The following is a 17,019-nucleotide window of genomic DNA, read 5'->3' as shown; positions in this document are numbered from 1 at the left end:
GCATCCAATCGGGTCATGCTGAGAAAGAGCAGGAGGCAAGCGATGGACAGTGAAGAGAAGAAAGCTGGTCGGGACCGTGTCCGGTCCTGCCTGTTCGACCGGCTCGACCAGGCGGGGCTGGTGCGCAAGCGCGGGATGAGCGCCGAGGCACACGACCAGGCGCGCAAGCGGCTGATCGATCATCTCGCCTACATGGACGAAGCCAACCTGCTGACGCTGGCGGAGGTCGTGATGGATCACGCCGATGGGCCGCAGCAGAACGTCATGCCGGCGGAGGTCACGATCCGGAACCTCGCCCACGGGCTGCAGGCGCCGCCCTTTGCCGAGAAGCGGATCGTGTCGAGCTGGCTGGCCTCGGTAGAAGGGCCGATCGCCGAAGCCTCGGGTCACCTGGTCGAGCTGTATCGCTTCCTGCGGGCGAACGGGCGTCCGCCGATGGCCTTCGACATGACGCAGATCAAGGAACGCGCGGGCAGCAACCAGCGCCAGCGCCAGCTGGTCGGTGACCGGATCGAGCGGGCCGCCGCGTCCGCCGCCGACCGGGAATGGCTCGAGGCGTACCTGCAGGACGAACGCGCCGCGCGGGCGCTGGTGGCACAGGGTCAGGACAAGAGGGAGACCGCCCATGAAGATGCGTGACCGGATGGAGCCGGTGATCTTCGTCGACACGAAGGGGAGGGCGCGGCTCTCGCAGACGGTCGAGGGCGTGGCGCTGGACACGTCCGTCAGTCCGGCCGAGCGTCGCGCCGCGCAGGAGGCAGCGCTCCGGGTGATGATGTCGCAGAACGCGGCGCCGGAAGAGTGCGGGCCTGCGATCGTCCGGCACGCACCGGCCCGTGGTCAGACGGTCCCCTTCGCCGAGAGCAGGGTGCACCGCAAGGCGGACGGGACAGACGAGGTTCGCGATGCCATGTGGCAGGGCCGGCAGGGCATGCGCCGCGCCGACGTCTTCGACCGAATGGCACAGGCCGCCGGTAAGAAGGGCGCAGCCCCCAGCTTCTCGGATGACCAGGTGGCGATGGGGCGGCGCTATCGCGACCTGACCGAGCGGCACGCGAGCGCCGGGATCCGGGGCATGTCGCTCGAGACGCTGAGCGACGGCGGCGGTGGCGGCGATTTCATCACCGCTGTCCTGCGGGACCGTGAGCAGCTCACAAAGCTGCACCGCCGGATCGGCAACGGCGTGGCGCTGGAGGTTCGGCGGGTTCGGCCATCATCGCGTCGCCGGGCCATTCCCGACCGTCACCTGGTCGACATGGTCTGCATCCACGACAAGACGATTGCCGACGTGCTGCAGGCGAACGGCTGGGATGCGAAGGATACGGGAAACCGCGATGCCTTGCGTCGTGCGCTGGCCGGGGCATTGGATCGGATGATTGGTCCGGTCCACCGTCCGCGGCGCCATGTCTTCATCGGGGAGATGCCGGGTGCTTTCTGGCCCTCGAAAGAAGATGATTGACGCTTACCCGAACTGGGGCTTACAAGAATCTTATCATCTACAAGAGCGCCCGGCGGAAACGCACGGGCGTTTTTTGTTGAGGTGTGGGTCAACGCTCACGCAACGGATCGAACGGGTAGGTCTCCGGGACATAATCGTAGACGGGCCCGAAGTCCTCTCGCGCTTTCTCGGCAATGAGGATCGCCCGTTCATAGCTCGATCCTTGCCAAAGTGAGATCGGTATCCCCTCCGCTTCAATTGCCGTAACGAAGAATTCGGGGCGGCGATCATCACCGGCAAGAGCGGTGATACGGATGTGCGTGCCAATCATGTGTGCCTCCGGCGAAGATGCCTGATGGACATCGGAGCGAATGTCCAGTGAGGCGTGCTCGTCTCGGGGCTTTCGTCACGAGGTATATGTTCAGTCAACCGGTCGCGCCCGGCCGAAACGCTCGGGCGCATTCTGTCGGGACGCGGCTACAATTCGCGCAGCATCTCGTCCGGGTAGGTCTCGATCACTTGGTCGATGACCGGGCCGAAGTCCTCTCGACCGCGTTCCGCTTCGAGGATCGCGCGCTCGTAGCTGGTCCCGTGCCACAGGCAGATCGACGCGCCTTCAGTCTCGATGACCATGACGTAGAACTCCGGCTCGAAATCCTCGCCGGCGAGCGCGGTGATCCTGATGTGCATTCCGTACATGTTCACCTCCGGTGTCGAGGATTGATGGCCCGAGCGGTGGATGTCGAGAAGAAACCCGGGCGGCCCCGGAACCGGGGCGCAGCGGCCAAGTTGCGTTCGGGGGCAACTGAAGGAAATGCGATGCGCCGCGTCCTCAAAGACGGTCCGCTTATGATCGTCCTCATCGTCTGGCTCTTGGTCGTTGGTGGCGCCGCGGTCGCCTTTCTCTGGACCGTCGACCTAGGCAGTCAGCCCGGCCCTCGGGGTGAACCGGAGTCCGTGAACTGAGGCTCGACGTCCGGTCCCCCAGAATCGCGGGTCCTTCTGGCGCCCTGGCGTGTATACGGGGCGGCTTAGCGCATGCGTTTAAAGCCTCTAAACCATTGAGAAAGCCTAAACTCCGCTAAACATGACGATGTTGAGCACGACCGAACTGGCGACCCGACTGGGTGTCAGCAAAGGCCGCGTGAGCCAGTACGTCAGTGCCGGCAAGCTCGACGGCTGCTACCAGGGCAAGGGCCGCGCACGGCGCTTCGACCTGGCCAAGGTCGGCGAAGCGCTCGGCAAGCGGCTCGACCAGGGCCAGCTGATGGGCAACGGCTCGGAGACCCGGGCAGCGTTGCGCACCCTGGCGCCAGAGGACGAGGGGGCGACCCCGGCGCCGGCCGCGCCGAACGCGCCGCCGACCGGTCTCGGGGCCTCCGAGCTGCCGCGCGGCGATAGCGACCGCTACAACATGGCGCGGACGCAGAAGGCCGAGGAAGAGGCCCGCAAGCTCCGCCGCCAGAACGCCGAGGCGAACGGGCAATACGTGCTGGCGAGCACGGCCGCGCTGCAGGCGCGCCGCCAGATCAGCCAGGAGATCGCCGAGTTCGAGAGCGTGATGCGGGATGCGGCCCGCCGCGTGGCCGACGAGCTGGGCGTCGATTTCAAATCGACCCGGGCAATCCTGCTCGAGGCCTGGCGGGCGCACCGCGAGCACCGCGCCGAGACGCTGACCGAGCGCAGCGCGAGTGCCGCGCTCGGCGACGACGAGGCCGAGGAGGACATCTGATGGGGTTCCTGACCTCGGCCGAGGGAATCATCGCGGATGCGCTGGCGCAGGCGATGCGCCCGCCGCCGCCGCCCGACATCACCCGCTGGTGCCGGGAGAACATCATCTTCGACGATCGCTCGCCGATGCCGGGCGCGTTCAACATCCGGCGCTTCCCGTTCCTCGCCGAGATCCACAACACGCTCTCGCCGGAGCATCCCGCCCGCGAGGTCACGGTCCGCGGCTCGGCGCAATGGGGCAAGACGGTCTCGGTGGTGAACCCGACCGTCGGCGCCTGGCACGAATACGGCCCGCTCGACAGCCTCGTCGTCCACCCGACCTCGAGCGCCGCGACCGAATGGGTCGACACGAAGTGGCTGCCGATGCGGCGGCAGGCGCCAAGCCTGCTGGCGATCTTCGGCACCGGGCGGGGCGGCGACCAGAAGGACGCGAAGTTCAACCAGGAGACGCTGGCGCGGGACGGCTCGCTGAAGGTGGCCTCGGCGGGCTCGCCCGACGACCTCGCCGGCACGACGCGGCGGCTGGTGATCCTCGACGACCTGTCGAAGTTCGAGATGACGCCGAAGGGCGATCCCGAGGCGCTGGCGGTGTCGCGGGCCTCGGGCTTCGAGGACGCGAAGATCCTCCGGGTCTCGACGCCGCAGATCAAGGGCACCTGCCGGATCACGCGGTCCTTCGCGCGGTCCGACCAGCGCTACTACCACGTGCCGTGCCCGCATTGCGGGTATTCGCAGCCGCTGACCTGGGAGAATTTCGAGGCGAACATCGATCCCGAGCGGCTGGCGGCGGCGCACTTTACCTGCGAATCCTGCCAGCAGCCGATCAAGCACAGCGAGAAGGAGCGGATCGTCGGCGCCGGACAATGGGTGCCGCACAATCCCCGCGGCGATCACCCGGGCTTCCATCTCTGGCGCGCCTACGCCCCGCAGCGGGACTGGGCCTCGATCGCCGTCGAGTATGCCCGCGTCATGGGCTGGACGCGCCTCGAGGCCGCGACCACGACCGTCGAGGAGCAGAAGGCCAGCGTCGAGGCGGAGACCGAGCAGACGTTCTGGAACGACGTCCTGGGCCTGCCCTTCGAGCAGGCGAACGACGCGCCGGACTGGCAGGACCTGCGGGACCGCACCGAGCATGCCGCGGACGATCCCGACAGCGAGATCACCGTCCTGCCCAAGGGTGTGGTGCCGGCCTCGGGCGTGATGCTGACGGCCGGTGTCGACTGCCAGGACGACCGGATGGAGCTGCACCTCAAGGCGTTCGGCCGGGACCGGCGGCGCTGGACCGTGGATTACGTCGTGATCCCGCATCACATCGGCACCGAGGACGGCCGTGCGGCGCTCAACGCCTACCTGCGCACCGAGTGGCCGACCGAGCTGGGGCTGAAGCTGAAGATCGACGCCCTGGCGATCGACGGCGGCACCTACACCGACGACGTCTGGAGCTGGGCGAAGACCCATCCCTGGAGCCGGGTGATCATCGTCAAGGGCAGCTCGAGCCAGAACGGGCCGCTGATGGTGCCGCAGAAGTTCGAGCGCCGGAAGGACGGCAAGGCCAAGCGCCAGCAGAAGCGGGCGTTCCTGCTGAACGTCTCGATGATGAAGGGCAACTTCTACACCTGGCTGAAGCAGGAGGACCCGACCGAGCGGGGCTATTGCCACTTCGCCCGCGGGCTCAGCGACGCCTTCTACCAGGGCATCACTTCGGAGGTGAAGGTGCTGACCCGGTCGCGGACCGGTGTCGTCACCGCGAAGTGGGAGCTCGTCGAGCCGAGCCGGCGCAACGAGCAGCTCGACACCGAGCTCTATGCCGAGGCCGCGGCCCGGCGGAAGGGCTGGGCGTCGATGACCGACGACCAGTGGGACGCGCTGGAGGCCGAGCGCGGTGTCGCGCCGCAAGAGGCCCAGGGCGATCTCTTCGATGCCGAGCTGCCGCTCGCGGCGGCCGCGCACACGCCGCCCAAAGAAACCGAAGTCCCGGACCGCGCCAGCGCCGGCGCCCGTCTCCTGGAGGTCCTGAAGCGCAATGACTGACACCGCGACCCTGCGCGCCCGCCTCGGCGAGGCGGAAGACGCGCTTCACAAGGTGGCCCTCGGCGGGGCGGTGAGCGTCGTCAGCTACGACGGCTCGCGCACCGAGTACACGCCGACGAGCGAGGCGGCGCTGCGCCGCTACGTCCGATCGTTGAAGCGCCAGCTGGGCGATCTGTCCCGCGGTGGCGGCTCGCACCGGGTGCGCTTCTGATGAGCCAGTCCTGGACCGAGATGCCGAAGGTGCCGCGGAAGACCGCCTCGCTCGGCGAGCGCGACGCGGGCTTTCACGGCACGACGCCCTACACGGCCGCCGACAGCACGATCGACACGCTGGCGGGCTACCAGCCGGAGAACCGCGCGGTCGATTCCGAGATCCTCCCCGGTCGGGACAAGGTCACCGCCCGGGCCCGTGACCTGGTACGCAACAACGGCTGGGCCACGGGCGCGATCGCCAAGGAGGTCGACAGCGTCATCGGCGCGAACTTCCGGCCGCTGCTGAAGCCGGACTGGCGGGCGCTGGGTCTCTCGGCCGAATGGGCGCGGGAGTTCAAGGAACAGGTCGAGGCGCTCTGGCGCGTCTATGCCGACGATCCGCGCCACTTCGCGGACACCACCCGCAGCCAGTCGGTGCCGCAGATGTTCGCCACCGCCTACCGTTCCTACCTGATCGAGGGCGAGGCGCTGGCGCTGGTGAACTGGCGGCGCACCCGGCCGACGAAGACCACGATGCGGCTCGTGGACACCGACCTGCTGTCGAACCCGATGGACATGGCCGACGGCGAGCGCCTGCGCGGCGGCGTCGAGATCACCCGGGACGGCATCTCGCGCGCCTACCACTTCCGCCAGGGCCACCGGAACGCGTCCTACGCGCAATCGGCCGACGCGATGCGCTGGAAGCGCGTCGCGCGGGAAGGGCGGTACGGTCGCCCGCAGGTGCTGCACTTTTTCGACAAGCAGCGCGACGGCCAGACCCGCGGGATCAGCCGGCTCGCGCCGATCGTCGAGAAGCTGAAGATGGAGGACCATTACAGCCGGGTCGAGCTGCAGGCGGCGGTGATCAACGCGGTGCTCGCCGCCTTCATCAAGTCCCCTATGGGACCCGAGGTGATCGACGAGTTCTTCGGCGAGGAGGGCGACGGCTCGGGCTTCCTGAACTACCAGGCGGCGCGGTCGGACTTCTACAAGGATCGAAAGGGACTCAGCCTCGGCGGCGCGCGGGTGCAGACGCTCTACCCGAACGACGAGATCGGGATGGTCAACACAGCACGGCCAGCGGCGCAGTTCGCCGACTTCGAGTCGGCTGTCCTGCGCCACATCGCCTCCGGCCTCGGCATCAGCTACGAGCAGCTCGCCTCCGACTGGTCGAAGACGAACTACTCGAGCGCGCGGGCGGCGATGATCGAGATATGGCGCGGCTTCACCGCGCGCCGGACCTCCTTCGCGCACGGCTTCTGCCAGCCGTTCTTCATGGCCTGGCTGGAAGAGATGGTGATCGACGGGCACCTCAAGCTGCCGCAGGGCGCGCCGGACTTCTACGCGTTCTGGCCGGCCTATGCCCGGTCGAAGTGGATCGGGCCCGGCAAGGGCTTCGTCGATCCGGTCAAGGAAGCGCAGGCCGCGGCGATGCGCGTGTCGCTGTCGCTCTCGACGCTCGAGGAAGAGGCGGCCGAGCTGACCGGGACCGACTACGCCGAGAACATGGCGCAAATCCAGGCGGAGATCGCCGCGATGCCGGAGAACGCCCTGCACCCGATGCAGGAGAGCTTCGCGAAGCTCCTGGGCCCGGCCGTCTACCAGCAAGACACACCCGAGGACTGACACAATGCGACATCCGCAGATCGCGGCGCGCGTGTTCCACACGCCGCTCCTGGCTGCGCCTGCGAAGGCCGCGGCGTTCATCACCGGCTTCGGGCCCCGGATCACCGGGGGCGAGATCGAGCTGCACGGCGCCGAACCGAGTGCGGCCTCCCAGCAGCGCGCCCGCGCCTCGCTCCTCGACGACCGGCTCGAGGACGACATCCGGGCCGGGCGCCGGATGCCCTACAGGGCCATCGACGGAATCGCGGTGATCCCGGTCACCGGGACGCTCGTGCATCGCGGCAGCTGGATCGGTCAATCCTCGGGCGAGACCTCCTACGAGGGGCTTGCGGCCCAGATCGAGAGCGCGGCGTCCGATCCGTATGTCCGGGGCGTCGCGCTCGAGGTCGACAGCTTCGGCGGCGAGGTCGCGGGGTGCTTCTCGCTGGCCGATCAAATCCGCGAGCTGCGCTCGAAGAAGCCGGTCTGGGCCTTCGTCGCCGACCATGCCTTCTCCGCCGGCTACGCGATCGCCTCGCAGGCCGACCGGGTGATCGTCCCGCGCACGGGCGGCGTGGGTTCGATCGGGGTCATCTGCATGCATGCCGATCTCAGCGCCCGCGTCGAGGCGGAGGGCGTCAAGGTCACGGTCATCGCCGCGGGCGACCACAAGGCCGACGCCAATCCCTACGAGCCGCTGCCCGACAGCGTCCGCGCCGATCTCGCCCAGGAGATGGAGCAGCTGCGCGACGTTTTCGCGGCGACGGTCGGCGAGGGGCGCGGGGCGAAGCTCGACCGCGACGGCGCCCTGGCGACGGAAGCGTCCACCTATCTCGGCGCCGATGCGGTCGCGGCCGGCCTCGCCGACGAGGTCGCCAATCCGCGCGAGGCCTTCGAGCGCTTCGTCGCGCACGTCAATGGCCGCCGGAGCGCGGCGGATGTCACTGCAACCAAGGAAGGGAGTGCCCCCATGAGCACCACGACCCAGACGGCGCCGCAGGGCGGTGCCCAGACCCCGGCGCCCGACGCCACTCAGCCGCCGCAGGGCAGCGGCCAGAGCCCGGCCCCCGGCGGCGACCAGTCTCAGGGCCAGGCGTCCGCACAGACCCAGCCGGCACCTCGGGGGCAGGGCGGTTCGACCCCGCAGGGCCAGTCGCAGCCCAACGGTGGCGCGCCGGCGCCGGCTACGCCCTCGGCCTCCGAAGAGCGGACCCGCATCGCCGGGATCCTCGGCCATCCCGAGGCGGCGGGCCGCGATGGTCTCGCCAAGAGCCTCGCCTTCGAGAGCGACATGAGCGTCGAGCAGGCCGCGAAGCATCTCGCCGCGGCGCCGAAGACCGCGACCCAGCCCCAAGGGCTCGGCGCCAGCATCGATGCCGAGGCGACCGAGATCGACGCCCCGCCGGCCGCGGGCGGCGAGGGGCCCTCGATGGCCGAGCGCGCCAAGGCGCGCTGGGGCAACAGCTAAGCGGGCCCGGCCAAGCGCCGGGCCTTTTCCTTCCCGGATCCCTGCAACGGAGATTTTCCCATGCCGACCCTGAATGAGGGCAAGACGCCCGGCGACTTCCTCCTCTACGAGACCCCGAGCGCCTATGGCCGCGACGAGATCACCGTTGCGGCCGGGGCTGATCTCGAGCCCGGCACCGTGCTGGGCCAGGTCACCGCCTCGGGCAAGTACGTGGCCAGCGACCAGGGGGCCGCGGACGGCTCCGAGACGCCGGCCGCCGTGCTGATGACCCGCGCCGCCGCGTCCAGCGCGGATGTCGAGGGCGCGATCGCGCTGGTGCGCGGACCCGCCCAGGTGCGCCGCGGCGGCCTGGTCTTCGACGACAGCTGGTCGACCGAGACCCTGCGCGACAGCGCCTGCGCCTCGCTGGAGACCGCCGGCATCGTCGCGATCTCGACCTGATCGGCGCCGGGGCCGCCGGGTCCCGGGCCGTCCTCCAATCCTCCAGAGACAAGAAGGAGAGCGTCTCATGGCGCATATCGATATCTTCCGGGGCGACGCCTTCAGCGCCATGGCGCTCGGCGACGCCATTCGCATCATCCCCAACCAGTGGGGCCTGATCGGCAACATGGGGCTCTTCGTCCCGAAGGGCATCCGCGGCACGCGGTTCTCGGTCGAGATGCACAACGGCATCATCCAGCTGGTGCAATCCTCGCAGCGCGGCACGCCGCTTCCGGGCCAGTCGCGCGGCAAGCGCAAGATGGTCGACTTCTCGACCGAGCGCTTCGGCCTGAAGTCGCGGATCACCTCCGACGATATCGACGGCATCCGCGCCTTCGGCTCCGAGACCGAGCTCAAGCAGGCCGAGGACGAGGTGATGGATCGGCAGGGCGAGCTGCGCGGCTCGATCGACATCACCCGCGAGTATCACCGCGCCGGCGCGCTGCAGGGCATCGTGCGCGACGCCGACAATTCCGAGATCGCCGATCTCTTCGACAAGTTCTCGATCACCCGGAAGTCGGTGGACTTCGTGCTGGGCACCAACACGACCGATCTCTCGGCGAAGGCGCGCGAGGTCACGCGCCACATCAAGACGAACCTCCTGGGCGATGTCAGCGCGGGCGTTATGGGGCTGATCCATCCCGACTTCACCGACAAGCTGATGGGGCACCCGGACTTCAAGGAGCGGTACAAGTACTACCAGAACCAGAACGGGGGCGATCCGCTGCGCGACGACACCTCGGAAGGGTTCAACTTCGCCGGTATCACCTGGAAGGAATACCTCGCCGAAGCGTCCGTCCCGGAAGAGGACGGCACGATGACGACCCGCGAGTTCATCCCGCAGGCCGAGGCGTCCTTCTTCCCGATGGGCACGCGCCAGACCTTCCGGCAGTTCAACGGCTCGGCAGATTATCTCGGCATGTCGAACCTGCCCGGGCAGGAGTTCTACTCGGCGCTGTTCCCTGACCGGCAGGAGAACCGCTTCGTCGATGTCGAGGCGATGATGCAGACGCTGCCGATCTGCATGCGTCCCGGCGTCCTGGTGCGCGGCCACACCTCGAACTGAACCGCGCCGCGACACGGCTGACGATCCCGGCGCGACCGGCGCCGGGGTCTTTTCCCGCCTCGAGGAGACCAGAGACATGCCGAAGAAGAAGGATGCCGGTGAGGTGCGCGTCGAGATGACCGCGTCCCACACCTACCGCACCAGCGCGACCTCGCACCGCACGCTGCCCGCGGGATGGCGCGGCACGGTCCCGGCCGAGATCGGCCGCGAGATCGAGAAGGCGAAGAAGGGCGCGGTAATCAAGCCGCAGCCGAAGGATGCCCCGCGGCCTCGTCCGCAGGAACCCCGCAAGCCCAAACCGCAGGCGACCCTCTCGCCGGAAGAGCGCCTCGACCAGTTCAGGGCGGCAGTCGCGACCCTCGACGAGGGCGCCTACACCGACGAGGGCAGACCCTCCGTCGACGCCGTCAACGGCGCGTTGCCGGCGGACGCGGCGCCGGTCACGGCTGACGAACGCGATGCGCTCTGGGCCGAGGTCAGCGGGCCCGCGATCGACGAGGGGCGCCTGGCGCAGTTCCGCGCCGCGCTCTCCGAGCTCGGCGAGGCCGACCTGACCGAGGAGGGCAGCCCCGCCGTCGATGCCGTCAATGGGGCGCTGCCCGAGGGCGCTGATCCGGTCACCGCCGAGGAGCGCGACGCCCTCTGGGCGCATCTCGAGGCGCTGGTCGAGAGCGACGGCTGAGCGATGGACGCGATCGCCCGCGCCATGGACGCGGTCTTCACCGATCCGAACATGGCGGAGAGCGCGACCTACACGCCCGCGGGCGGTGGGGAGGCCAGGACCGTCCGGGTGATCCTCCGGCGTCCGGACGTGGTCTCGGACTTCAACCGCGGGCAGTTCGTCTCGGACACGACCGAGTTCGACATTCGCGTCTCGGACGCGCCGGACCTGAAGGCGGGCGACACGATCGATCTCGGCGACGAGACCCTGACCGTCGTCGGCGAGCCGCGCCGGGATCCCCGGCGCCTCAAATGGACGGCGGAGGCGCGGGCGTGAAGCTGCATGTCGGGATCTCGGGCGACCTGCGCGACGTGATGGAGCGCGAGGTCCTCTCGTCCGAGCGGGCGGTGACCTCCGGCATCCGCGCGGCGGGACGCGGGCTCAAGGCCGATTGGCGCCAGCAGGTCCGCGGCGCGGGCCTCGGCACCCGGCTCGGCAAGTCCATCCAGGCGCGGAACTATCCCGGCAGCGGTGCCAGCATCGGCGCGACGTCGCTCGTCTTCACCAAGGCGCCCGACATCGTCGATGCCTTCAATCTCGGCGCGACGATCCGCTCGAAGGACGGCTTCTGGCTCGCGATCCCGACCGATGCCGCCGACAAGGGAAGGGGCGGCAAGCGCACCACGCCGCTCGACTTCGAGCGCCGCACGGGCCTGCCGCTGCGCTTCGTCTATCGCCCCGGGCGGCCGGCCTTGCTGGTGGTCGACCAGGCGCGGGTGAACAAGCGCGGCAGTGCGGCCCGGAAGGGCGGGCGCCGCCGCAAGGGCGACGGCATCCTGACCGGCGAGCAGACGATCGTCGCCTTCATCCTCGTGCCGCAGGTGAAGCTGCGCAAACGTCTCGACCTCGACCGGGACAAGCGCCGCTGGGAGGGCCGCCTGCCGGAGCTGATCGTATCGAAATGGCCGGAGGCGCGCTGATGGCGAGCACGAGCGAAACCATCCTCGAGGCGCTGGCCGCCCTGCTGGACGCCGCCAAGCCGGCGGGCGCGAGCTTCGAGCGCAACGCGACGCTGCCGGGCACGATCCCGGCGGCGGGCACGCTGATCCTGCGGGACGGCGATCCCGGCGAGCCCGAGGTGCTGATCTCGCCGCCGGTGTATTTCTACGAGCACCGCGCCGAGCTCGACCTGGTCGTCGATCGCAACAGCGCCACCGAGCGCGACGCGGTCTTCGACGCGGCGAAGACGGCCGTCGCAGCGGCGCTGGCGGCCGACCGGACGCTCGGTGGGCTCTGCGATTACGTCATCGGCGAGGCGCCTGAGCCGATCGACCTGCCGGTCGAGGGCGCGGCGACCCTGAAGGCCGCCACCATCGGGATCATTCTTCAATACGGGTCGCCCGACCCCCTGAGCTGAGCATCGGAAAGGAACAGGATCATGGCACGAGCACGGGGTGCGCGGGCGCAGATGGCGCTCGCCTTCGAGAGCGCATACGGCACGCCGCCGAGCGCGGGAGCGTTCTGGAAGATGCCCTTCGCGTCGTCCGGGCTGGGGAGCGAGCAACCGCTCCTCGAGAGCGAGCTCCTGGGCTTCGGCCGGGATCCTCTGCCGCCCACGAAGGACGCGATCACCGCCGACGGCGACATCGTCGTTCCGATCGATGCGCGCTATCTCGGCATCTGGCTGAAGGCGCTCTTCGGCGACCCCACCATGACCGGATCGGGCGCGCCGTACTCGCACGAGTTCCAGTCGGCGAGCTGGGCGATCCCGAGCTTCGCGATCGAGACCGGCATGCCCGAAGTGCCGCATTACGCGATGTTCCCGGGCTGCAAGGCCAACAGCATCAACTGGACCATGCAGCGGAGCGGGCTTGTGACCGCGACGGTCAACGTAATCGCCCAGGGCGAAGACCCCGCGGCGGCCAGCGCCGCCGGCACGCTCGAGCAGATGGCGCTGCAGCGCTTCAGCTCCTTCAACGGCTCGATCAAGCGCGGTGGCTCGCAGTTGGCGAACGTCGTCTCGGGGCAGATCACCTATGGCAACAATCTCGACCGGATCGAAACCATCCGCGAGGACGGCAAGATCGACGGTCTCGAGGAAGCGATGGCGATGCTCTCGGGCGAGATCACCGTGCGCTTTGCCGACAAGACGCTTCTGGATTCGGCGGTTAACGGCACGCCGGCCGAGTTCGCCTTCGGCTACGAGATCGACGCCGACACCAGGTTCACCCTGACCGCGCACGCCGTCTACCTGCCGAAGCCGAAACAGACGATCGAAGGGCCCGGCGGCGTCGAGGCGACCTTCGCCTGGCAGGCGGCGCAGACCGCCGGCGGCGGCCGGATGGCGACCGCCACGCTCGTCAACGACGTCGACAGCTACGACAACCCGAACAACGCCTAAAGGAGCGCCCATGCGTCTCAACCTGAACCGCGACCCCGAATGGGTCGACCTGCTGCCGGGTGTCTCCGTCCTGGCGGCGCCCGCGACCTCGTCGGTGATGGCGCAGGCCCGGCGCGACGATCTCCTCGCGCCGTACCGCGAGGCCGGCGGAGCTTCGGACGATGACGAAGAGGCTGCGCTCGCTTTCAACAAGGCCGTGGCCAAGCTGGTGATCCGCGACTGGCGGGGCGTCGAGGGCGATGATGGCAAGAAGGCCAAGGTCACGCCGGAGGCGGTCGAGGCGCTCCTCGACCATTACGCGCTCTACGAGGCCTGGGCGGAGCGATACATGGCGCGCTGGCTGGGTCTGGAGCAGGAAAAAAACGGCTCCGCGCCCTCGCAGACTGGCACTTCGGCGGGGGCGCGGCGTACTGCAGCGGGTGCATCGAAATCGAAGGGCGGCAATGCCAAGCGTGCCCCGCGGTCGACCGGCAGCCGCAAACCCTAGAGGGCGCGCAGGTCTGGGACCTGGCGATGAAAATGGGCGGGCAGGTCCGGGCGATCGAGGGCGCCGTCCTCGGCTGGGATATCGGCGCCGCGCTCCAGATGGCCCACGCCCTGGGTTATGACACGCTCGCCGTCGCCGATCTCCTGCCGGAGGTCGAAGAGGTCGCCTGCCGCAAGATCAATGAGCGGTCGGCGGAGGTGAAGCGCGGGCATGTCGTTGGTGGCGTCGGCGAGGCCGAAGGTGCTGATGAGTTCGGCGACTTCGGCTGACCGCGGATTCGGAAGGACGATCATGCAGTCTGACAGCAAGAACGGCCGGATCGCGGCGTCGGGAGGCCGCGAATGAGCCGGAAATCGGTCTCGGTCCGGATCAGCGCGGACGGCGGTGTCGAGGTCAAGAATGCGTTCCGCGACATCGGTCGTACCGGGCAGGAAGCGCTCGGTGCCGTCGCGACCGGCTCGCAACCGGCCTCGGCCGGTCTGCAACGTGTCGAAGGGGCCAGCGGCAACGCTCTGCGCGCGCTCGAAGGGCTGGCGGCCAAGGCGTCGCGGGCCGCTGCGAGCATGCGGGCGACCGCGCCGGCGATCTCGGACATGCAGGACCGGATCAACCGGATGGCCGGCGTCAGCCCGGCCGTGACGCAGAGCACCTCGGCGATCCTGGCGCAGGGCCGCGCCCTCGATGAGCTCCGGGCCAAGTACAACCCCGTCTTCGGCGTGGTGCGGCGGTACAAGGACACGATCAACGACATCCGAGCCGCCCATGCCCAGGGCGCGATCTCGGCCGACGAGATGGCGGCGGCGATCCAGCGCGAGCGGCAGGCCTCGCTGGCGAGCATCGGCGCGCTGAAGGGCCGCACGACCGCGATCCAGGGCATGGCGGGAGCGTCGGGCATGGCCGCGGGGCGCATGCAGGGCCTGTTCTACCAGGTCAACGATATCGGCGTGTCGCTCGCGGGCGGGATGAACCCGTTCACCGTCATGGCGCAGCAGGGCACCCAGATCGCGCAAATCTACGGCTTCGGGAACGGCGGCGTCGGGGCGATCTTCCGTGACCTCGGCGGCATGATCCGCGGCCTCGTGACCCGGATCCCGCTGATCACCGCCGCGGCGGCCGCCGCCGGCGTCGCCTTCCTCGGCCTCCGGCACGAGATCAACGAGACGACGGACGCGTCGGTGAGCCTCGGAGACACCGTCTCGGCGGCGGTCTCGGTGATCGGCAGCCGGATCAGCGACAAGCTGCGCCCGCTGATCGAGAAGATCGCGCCCTGGTTCCAGAAGGCGTGGGACGCGGTGACGGCCAGTGTCCGGGTCGTCGGCAACTTCATCATCAATGGCGTCACCGTCGCGGTGGAGGGAGTGAAGACGGCCGTCAAAGTCATTCCGGACATCTTCTCCGCCGCATTCTGGGGGGCTGCTGAGGGTGTCCTTACAATTCTCCGGAAGCTGGGCGGCTCGATCGAGCTCTTCATCGATTCCATCAAGGACAAGTTGAACGGCGTCTTCGGAACGAATTTTAAGCCGACGGTGATCGAGGGCATCAACGCGATCGAGACATTGAGGTCGGAGGCGGAGGGCAAGCGCGACGCCGCGATTGAGCGCGGTGATCAAGCTTATGGCGATTTCCGGAGCAAGGCGGCGCAGATTATGGGCCGGGACCCGATGGGCGATTTCTTCGCAGATGTCCGCGACCGCGCCACGAAGGCGGCGCTCGAGGGTGCGGAGGATTCCGCGGGTGGCGCCGGCGAGGCGCTGCGGAAAGCCGGTGAAGAAGGCAAGAAAGCGGCTGACAAGGTCGCGACCGGCTGGGATGCCGTCACAGGCAAGCTCGCTGATTACGCCAAGGGCGCGAAGGACTGGGGCGGGGGTGTCGGCGAGGCCATCGTCGGCGGGTTCAAGAAAGCCGAGGACGCGATCGCCGAGTTCGTCACCACCGGCAAGCTGAAGGTGAAGGGCCTGGTGCAATCCATCCTCGCCGATCTCGCGAAGGTCTGGGTGCGCCGGTCGATCACGGGACCGTTGTCCAATGCCCTGATGGGCGCGCTCGGCGGGATCGGCGGCACTGGCGGCGTGAACCCGGCCATGAACGCCTCAGCGGCCCTCGCCGGGCCGATCTACGACGGTGGCGGCTACACCGGCGATGGCCCGCGCTCGGGCGGTCTCGACGGCAAGGGCGGGTTCTGGGCCGTGATGCACCCTCGGGAGTCGGTGGTCGATCACACGAAGGGGCAGGGCGGGCCGCAATCCGCCCCGCGGCAGACCGGCGGCGATTTCTTCATGAGCGACAACGGGACGATCATGGCCCGCATGCGCATGCAGTGGCAGCAGGACATGGATCGCCGTCTCGCGCAGAACAACAATAGCCTGCAGCGGTCGATGAGGCACGGCCAGAAAAGTAGCTGGGGCAAGTGATGGCAAAGGTCATTGCCTGGCCGCCGGTCGGCCTCACCGCGTGGGAGCTGACGCGCCACCACCCTATCGGCAGGTCGCGGAGCTACTTTGGAAAGCCCTCGCGTGTCTCCGGTGCAGGGGCGCCCCGGTATCTCGCGACGGCCACCGTGACCGGCATCGGGGCGGACATGGCCAGTGCCGGCTATATCGAGATGCTGAAGGACCAGCTTGGTTTCGGGTCGCAGCTGGTCCGCGTGCCGTCCATGGCGCCGCTCTGGCATCTGCATGCGCGCGGGCGGAACCTCGTGAATCAGCTCCTGAACTGGCGCGCTAGCGGTGACGAGCTCCTATGGACTGCGGAGAGCGCCGACATGTCCTGGTCTGCCAATTTGGAGATGTACGGCACGCCGACGACAGACGATGGCTGGCCGTTGGTTCAGGTTCAAGGCCTCCCGGCGGGCGCGGTCGTGCGGCCGTCAGAGTTCATCGTGATGCGCGACGGTGAGGGCGAAGAAACGCGTCGGATTCTGACGGTGGCCAGGGCGGACGCCTACGGCTGGGCGACGATCCGACTGGACGAAGCTTTCTCGTTTGGCGGCCTCGTCAGCGTCGGGGAGCGGCGAGACGTCGTGTTCCAGGCGCTGAACCGCCCGCGCGCCATCCAGCCCGTGAGCGGCTCGTGGTCGTTCGAGTGGCAGTTCCGCGAGGTCTTCGAGCACGAGTATCCCGGCGGATTCACACACGTAGATCCATGGAGGTGAAACGATGCTGAAATTATTGAAGCGGCTGTTTGCCCGAGAACGCCAAACCTCTGAGGGTGTTCAGTGGAGCGAAGGGGCTCGCCCCCTCGTGTGGACGTTTGAGGGCGAGTCCCTGCGCTGGCGCTAGTTTTTGGGCAGCCGCCGGTCCAAGTCTTCGATCGCATCCTGCATCGCCTCAAGGGTCTCCTTGAGTTTCTCCAGTGACATAGTGGGCCCGCGTTCCGTTTGCTCAGGCCGCAAAGCCTGAATGGATTTGCGGGCCGCGGCCACCTTGTCGCTATCGCTCATCGATATTTCCCTGATTCCGG

The 17,019-nt window shown here is 68.6% G+C and carries 21 protein-coding genes; 18 read left to right on the top strand and 3 right to left on the bottom strand.

Going from position 1 to position 17,019, the window contains the following annotated elements; all coding sequences use genetic code 11:
* Nucleotides 1–42: 42 nt before the first annotated feature.
* Both BMZ25_RS01350 and BMZ25_RS01345 read left to right on the top strand, forming a co-directional pair.
* Nucleotides 43–639, top strand: a complete 597-nt coding sequence (locus tag BMZ25_RS01350; protein ID WP_092687239.1) for a hypothetical protein — start codon at nt 43–45, stop codon at nt 637–639.
* Nucleotides 626–1,459 (top strand): hypothetical protein, encoded by an 834-nt coding sequence (locus tag BMZ25_RS01345; protein WP_177190354.1) that lies wholly within the window; start codon nt 626–628, stop codon nt 1,457–1,459. Before BMZ25_RS01350 ends, BMZ25_RS01345 begins: the two co-directional genes overlap by 14 nt.
* A gap of 88 nt (nt 1,460–1,547) precedes the next feature.
* Here the strand turns inward: BMZ25_RS01345 and BMZ25_RS01340 are convergent, their stop codons facing one another.
* Nucleotides 1,548–1,769, bottom strand: coding sequence for a hypothetical protein (locus BMZ25_RS01340; protein ID WP_092687236.1), 222 nt, complete (start codon nt 1,767–1,769; stop codon nt 1,548–1,550).
* A gap of 146 nt (nt 1,770–1,915) precedes the next feature.
* On the bottom strand, nt 1,916–2,137 hold the full coding sequence (locus BMZ25_RS01335) for a hypothetical protein (protein WP_092687233.1): 222 nt from the start codon (nt 2,135–2,137) through the stop codon (nt 1,916–1,918).
* Between the two features lie 394 nt (nt 2,138–2,531).
* Between BMZ25_RS01335 and BMZ25_RS01330 the strand changes: the two genes are divergently transcribed.
* The 16 genes from BMZ25_RS01330 to BMZ25_RS01255 all read left to right on the top strand — a co-directional run bounded on the left by BMZ25_RS01330 (nt 2,532) and on the right by BMZ25_RS01255 (nt 16,711).
* Nucleotides 2,532–3,170, top strand: coding sequence for a helix-turn-helix domain-containing protein (locus BMZ25_RS01330; protein ID WP_235859748.1), 639 nt, complete (start codon nt 2,532–2,534; stop codon nt 3,168–3,170).
* Complete coding sequence (locus BMZ25_RS01325) at nt 3,170–5,200, top strand: phage terminase large subunit family protein (RefSeq protein ID WP_092687227.1); 2,031 nt, start codon at nt 3,170–3,172, stop codon at nt 5,198–5,200. Before BMZ25_RS01330 ends, BMZ25_RS01325 begins: the two co-directional genes overlap by 1 nt.
* A complete protein-coding gene (gene gpW, locus BMZ25_RS01320) occupies nt 5,193–5,411 on the top strand; it encodes a gpW family head-tail joining protein (RefSeq protein ID WP_092687224.1) in 219 nt (72 codons plus the stop codon). Before BMZ25_RS01325 ends, gpW begins: the two co-directional genes overlap by 8 nt.
* Nucleotides 5,411–7,018, top strand: a complete 1,608-nt coding sequence (locus BMZ25_RS01315) for a phage portal protein (protein WP_092687221.1) — start codon at nt 5,411–5,413, stop codon at nt 7,016–7,018. The genes gpW and BMZ25_RS01315 overlap by 1 nt, the downstream gene beginning before the upstream one ends.
* Nucleotides 7,019–7,022: 4 nt before the next feature.
* Entirely contained in the window at nt 7,023–8,465 is a 1,443-nt protein-coding gene (locus BMZ25_RS01310) for a S49 family peptidase (RefSeq protein WP_092687219.1), read from the top strand.
* A gap of 60 nt (nt 8,466–8,525) precedes the next feature.
* Nucleotides 8,526–8,906 (top strand): head decoration protein, encoded by a 381-nt coding sequence (locus BMZ25_RS01305; RefSeq protein WP_092687216.1) that lies wholly within the window; start codon nt 8,526–8,528, stop codon nt 8,904–8,906.
* Between the two features lie 67 nt (nt 8,907–8,973).
* On the top strand, nt 8,974–10,011 hold the full coding sequence (locus tag BMZ25_RS01300; RefSeq protein WP_092687214.1) for a major capsid protein: 1,038 nt from the start codon (nt 8,974–8,976) through the stop codon (nt 10,009–10,011).
* Nucleotides 10,012–10,087: 76 nt separating this feature from the next.
* Nucleotides 10,088–10,693 (top strand): hypothetical protein, encoded by a 606-nt coding sequence (locus tag BMZ25_RS01295; RefSeq protein ID WP_092687211.1) that lies wholly within the window; start codon nt 10,088–10,090, stop codon nt 10,691–10,693.
* 3 nt (nt 10,694–10,696) lie between these two features.
* Nucleotides 10,697–11,008: a head-tail joining protein gene (locus tag BMZ25_RS01290; protein WP_092687208.1), complete on the top strand. Its 312-nt coding sequence runs from the start codon at nt 10,697–10,699 to the stop codon at nt 11,006–11,008.
* Nucleotides 11,005–11,652 (top strand): DUF6441 family protein, encoded by a 648-nt coding sequence (locus tag BMZ25_RS01285; RefSeq protein WP_092688170.1) that lies wholly within the window; start codon nt 11,005–11,007, stop codon nt 11,650–11,652. The genes BMZ25_RS01290 and BMZ25_RS01285 overlap by 4 nt, the downstream gene beginning before the upstream one ends.
* The gene (locus BMZ25_RS01280; RefSeq protein WP_092688167.1) at nt 11,652–12,089 is read left to right on the top strand and encodes an acyl-CoA transferase; all 438 of its coding nucleotides are present in this window, start codon (nt 11,652–11,654) and stop codon (nt 12,087–12,089) included. Before BMZ25_RS01285 ends, BMZ25_RS01280 begins: the two co-directional genes overlap by 1 nt.
* Before the next feature lie 21 nt (nt 12,090–12,110).
* The gene (locus tag BMZ25_RS01275; protein ID WP_092687205.1) at nt 12,111–13,073 is read left to right on the top strand and encodes a phage tail tube protein; all 963 of its coding nucleotides are present in this window, start codon (nt 12,111–12,113) and stop codon (nt 13,071–13,073) included.
* Nucleotides 13,074–13,083: 10 nt separating this feature from the next.
* On the top strand, nt 13,084–13,560 hold the full coding sequence (locus tag BMZ25_RS01270) for a hypothetical protein (protein WP_092687202.1): 477 nt from the start codon (nt 13,084–13,086) through the stop codon (nt 13,558–13,560).
* 26 nt (nt 13,561–13,586) lie between these two features.
* Nucleotides 13,587–13,829 (top strand): DUF7697 family protein, encoded by a 243-nt coding sequence (locus BMZ25_RS01265; protein ID WP_092687199.1) that lies wholly within the window; start codon nt 13,587–13,589, stop codon nt 13,827–13,829.
* Nucleotides 13,830–13,901: 72 nt separating this feature from the next.
* On the top strand, nt 13,902–15,971 hold the full coding sequence (locus tag BMZ25_RS01260; RefSeq protein ID WP_092687197.1) for a phage tail tape measure C-terminal domain-containing protein: 2,070 nt from the start codon (nt 13,902–13,904) through the stop codon (nt 15,969–15,971).
* Nucleotides 15,971–16,711, top strand: coding sequence for a hypothetical protein (locus BMZ25_RS01255; protein ID WP_092687194.1), 741 nt, complete (start codon nt 15,971–15,973; stop codon nt 16,709–16,711). Before BMZ25_RS01260 ends, BMZ25_RS01255 begins: the two co-directional genes overlap by 1 nt.
* A 123-nt stretch (nt 16,712–16,834) precedes the next feature.
* Here the strand turns inward: BMZ25_RS01255 and BMZ25_RS20665 are convergent, their stop codons facing one another.
* Nucleotides 16,835–16,999, bottom strand: coding sequence for a hypothetical protein (locus BMZ25_RS20665; protein WP_177190353.1), 165 nt, complete (start codon nt 16,997–16,999; stop codon nt 16,835–16,837).
* Nucleotides 17,000–17,019: the final 20 nt, after the last annotated feature.

Origin of the sequence: Tranquillimonas rosea, from assembly GCF_900111315.1 — a bacterium.
Taxonomy (GTDB): Bacteria; Pseudomonadota; Alphaproteobacteria; order Rhodobacterales; family Rhodobacteraceae; genus Tranquillimonas; species Tranquillimonas rosea.
Note: the sequence above shows the minus strand (reverse complement) of the source record. Positions and strands in the feature narration are given on the sequence as shown.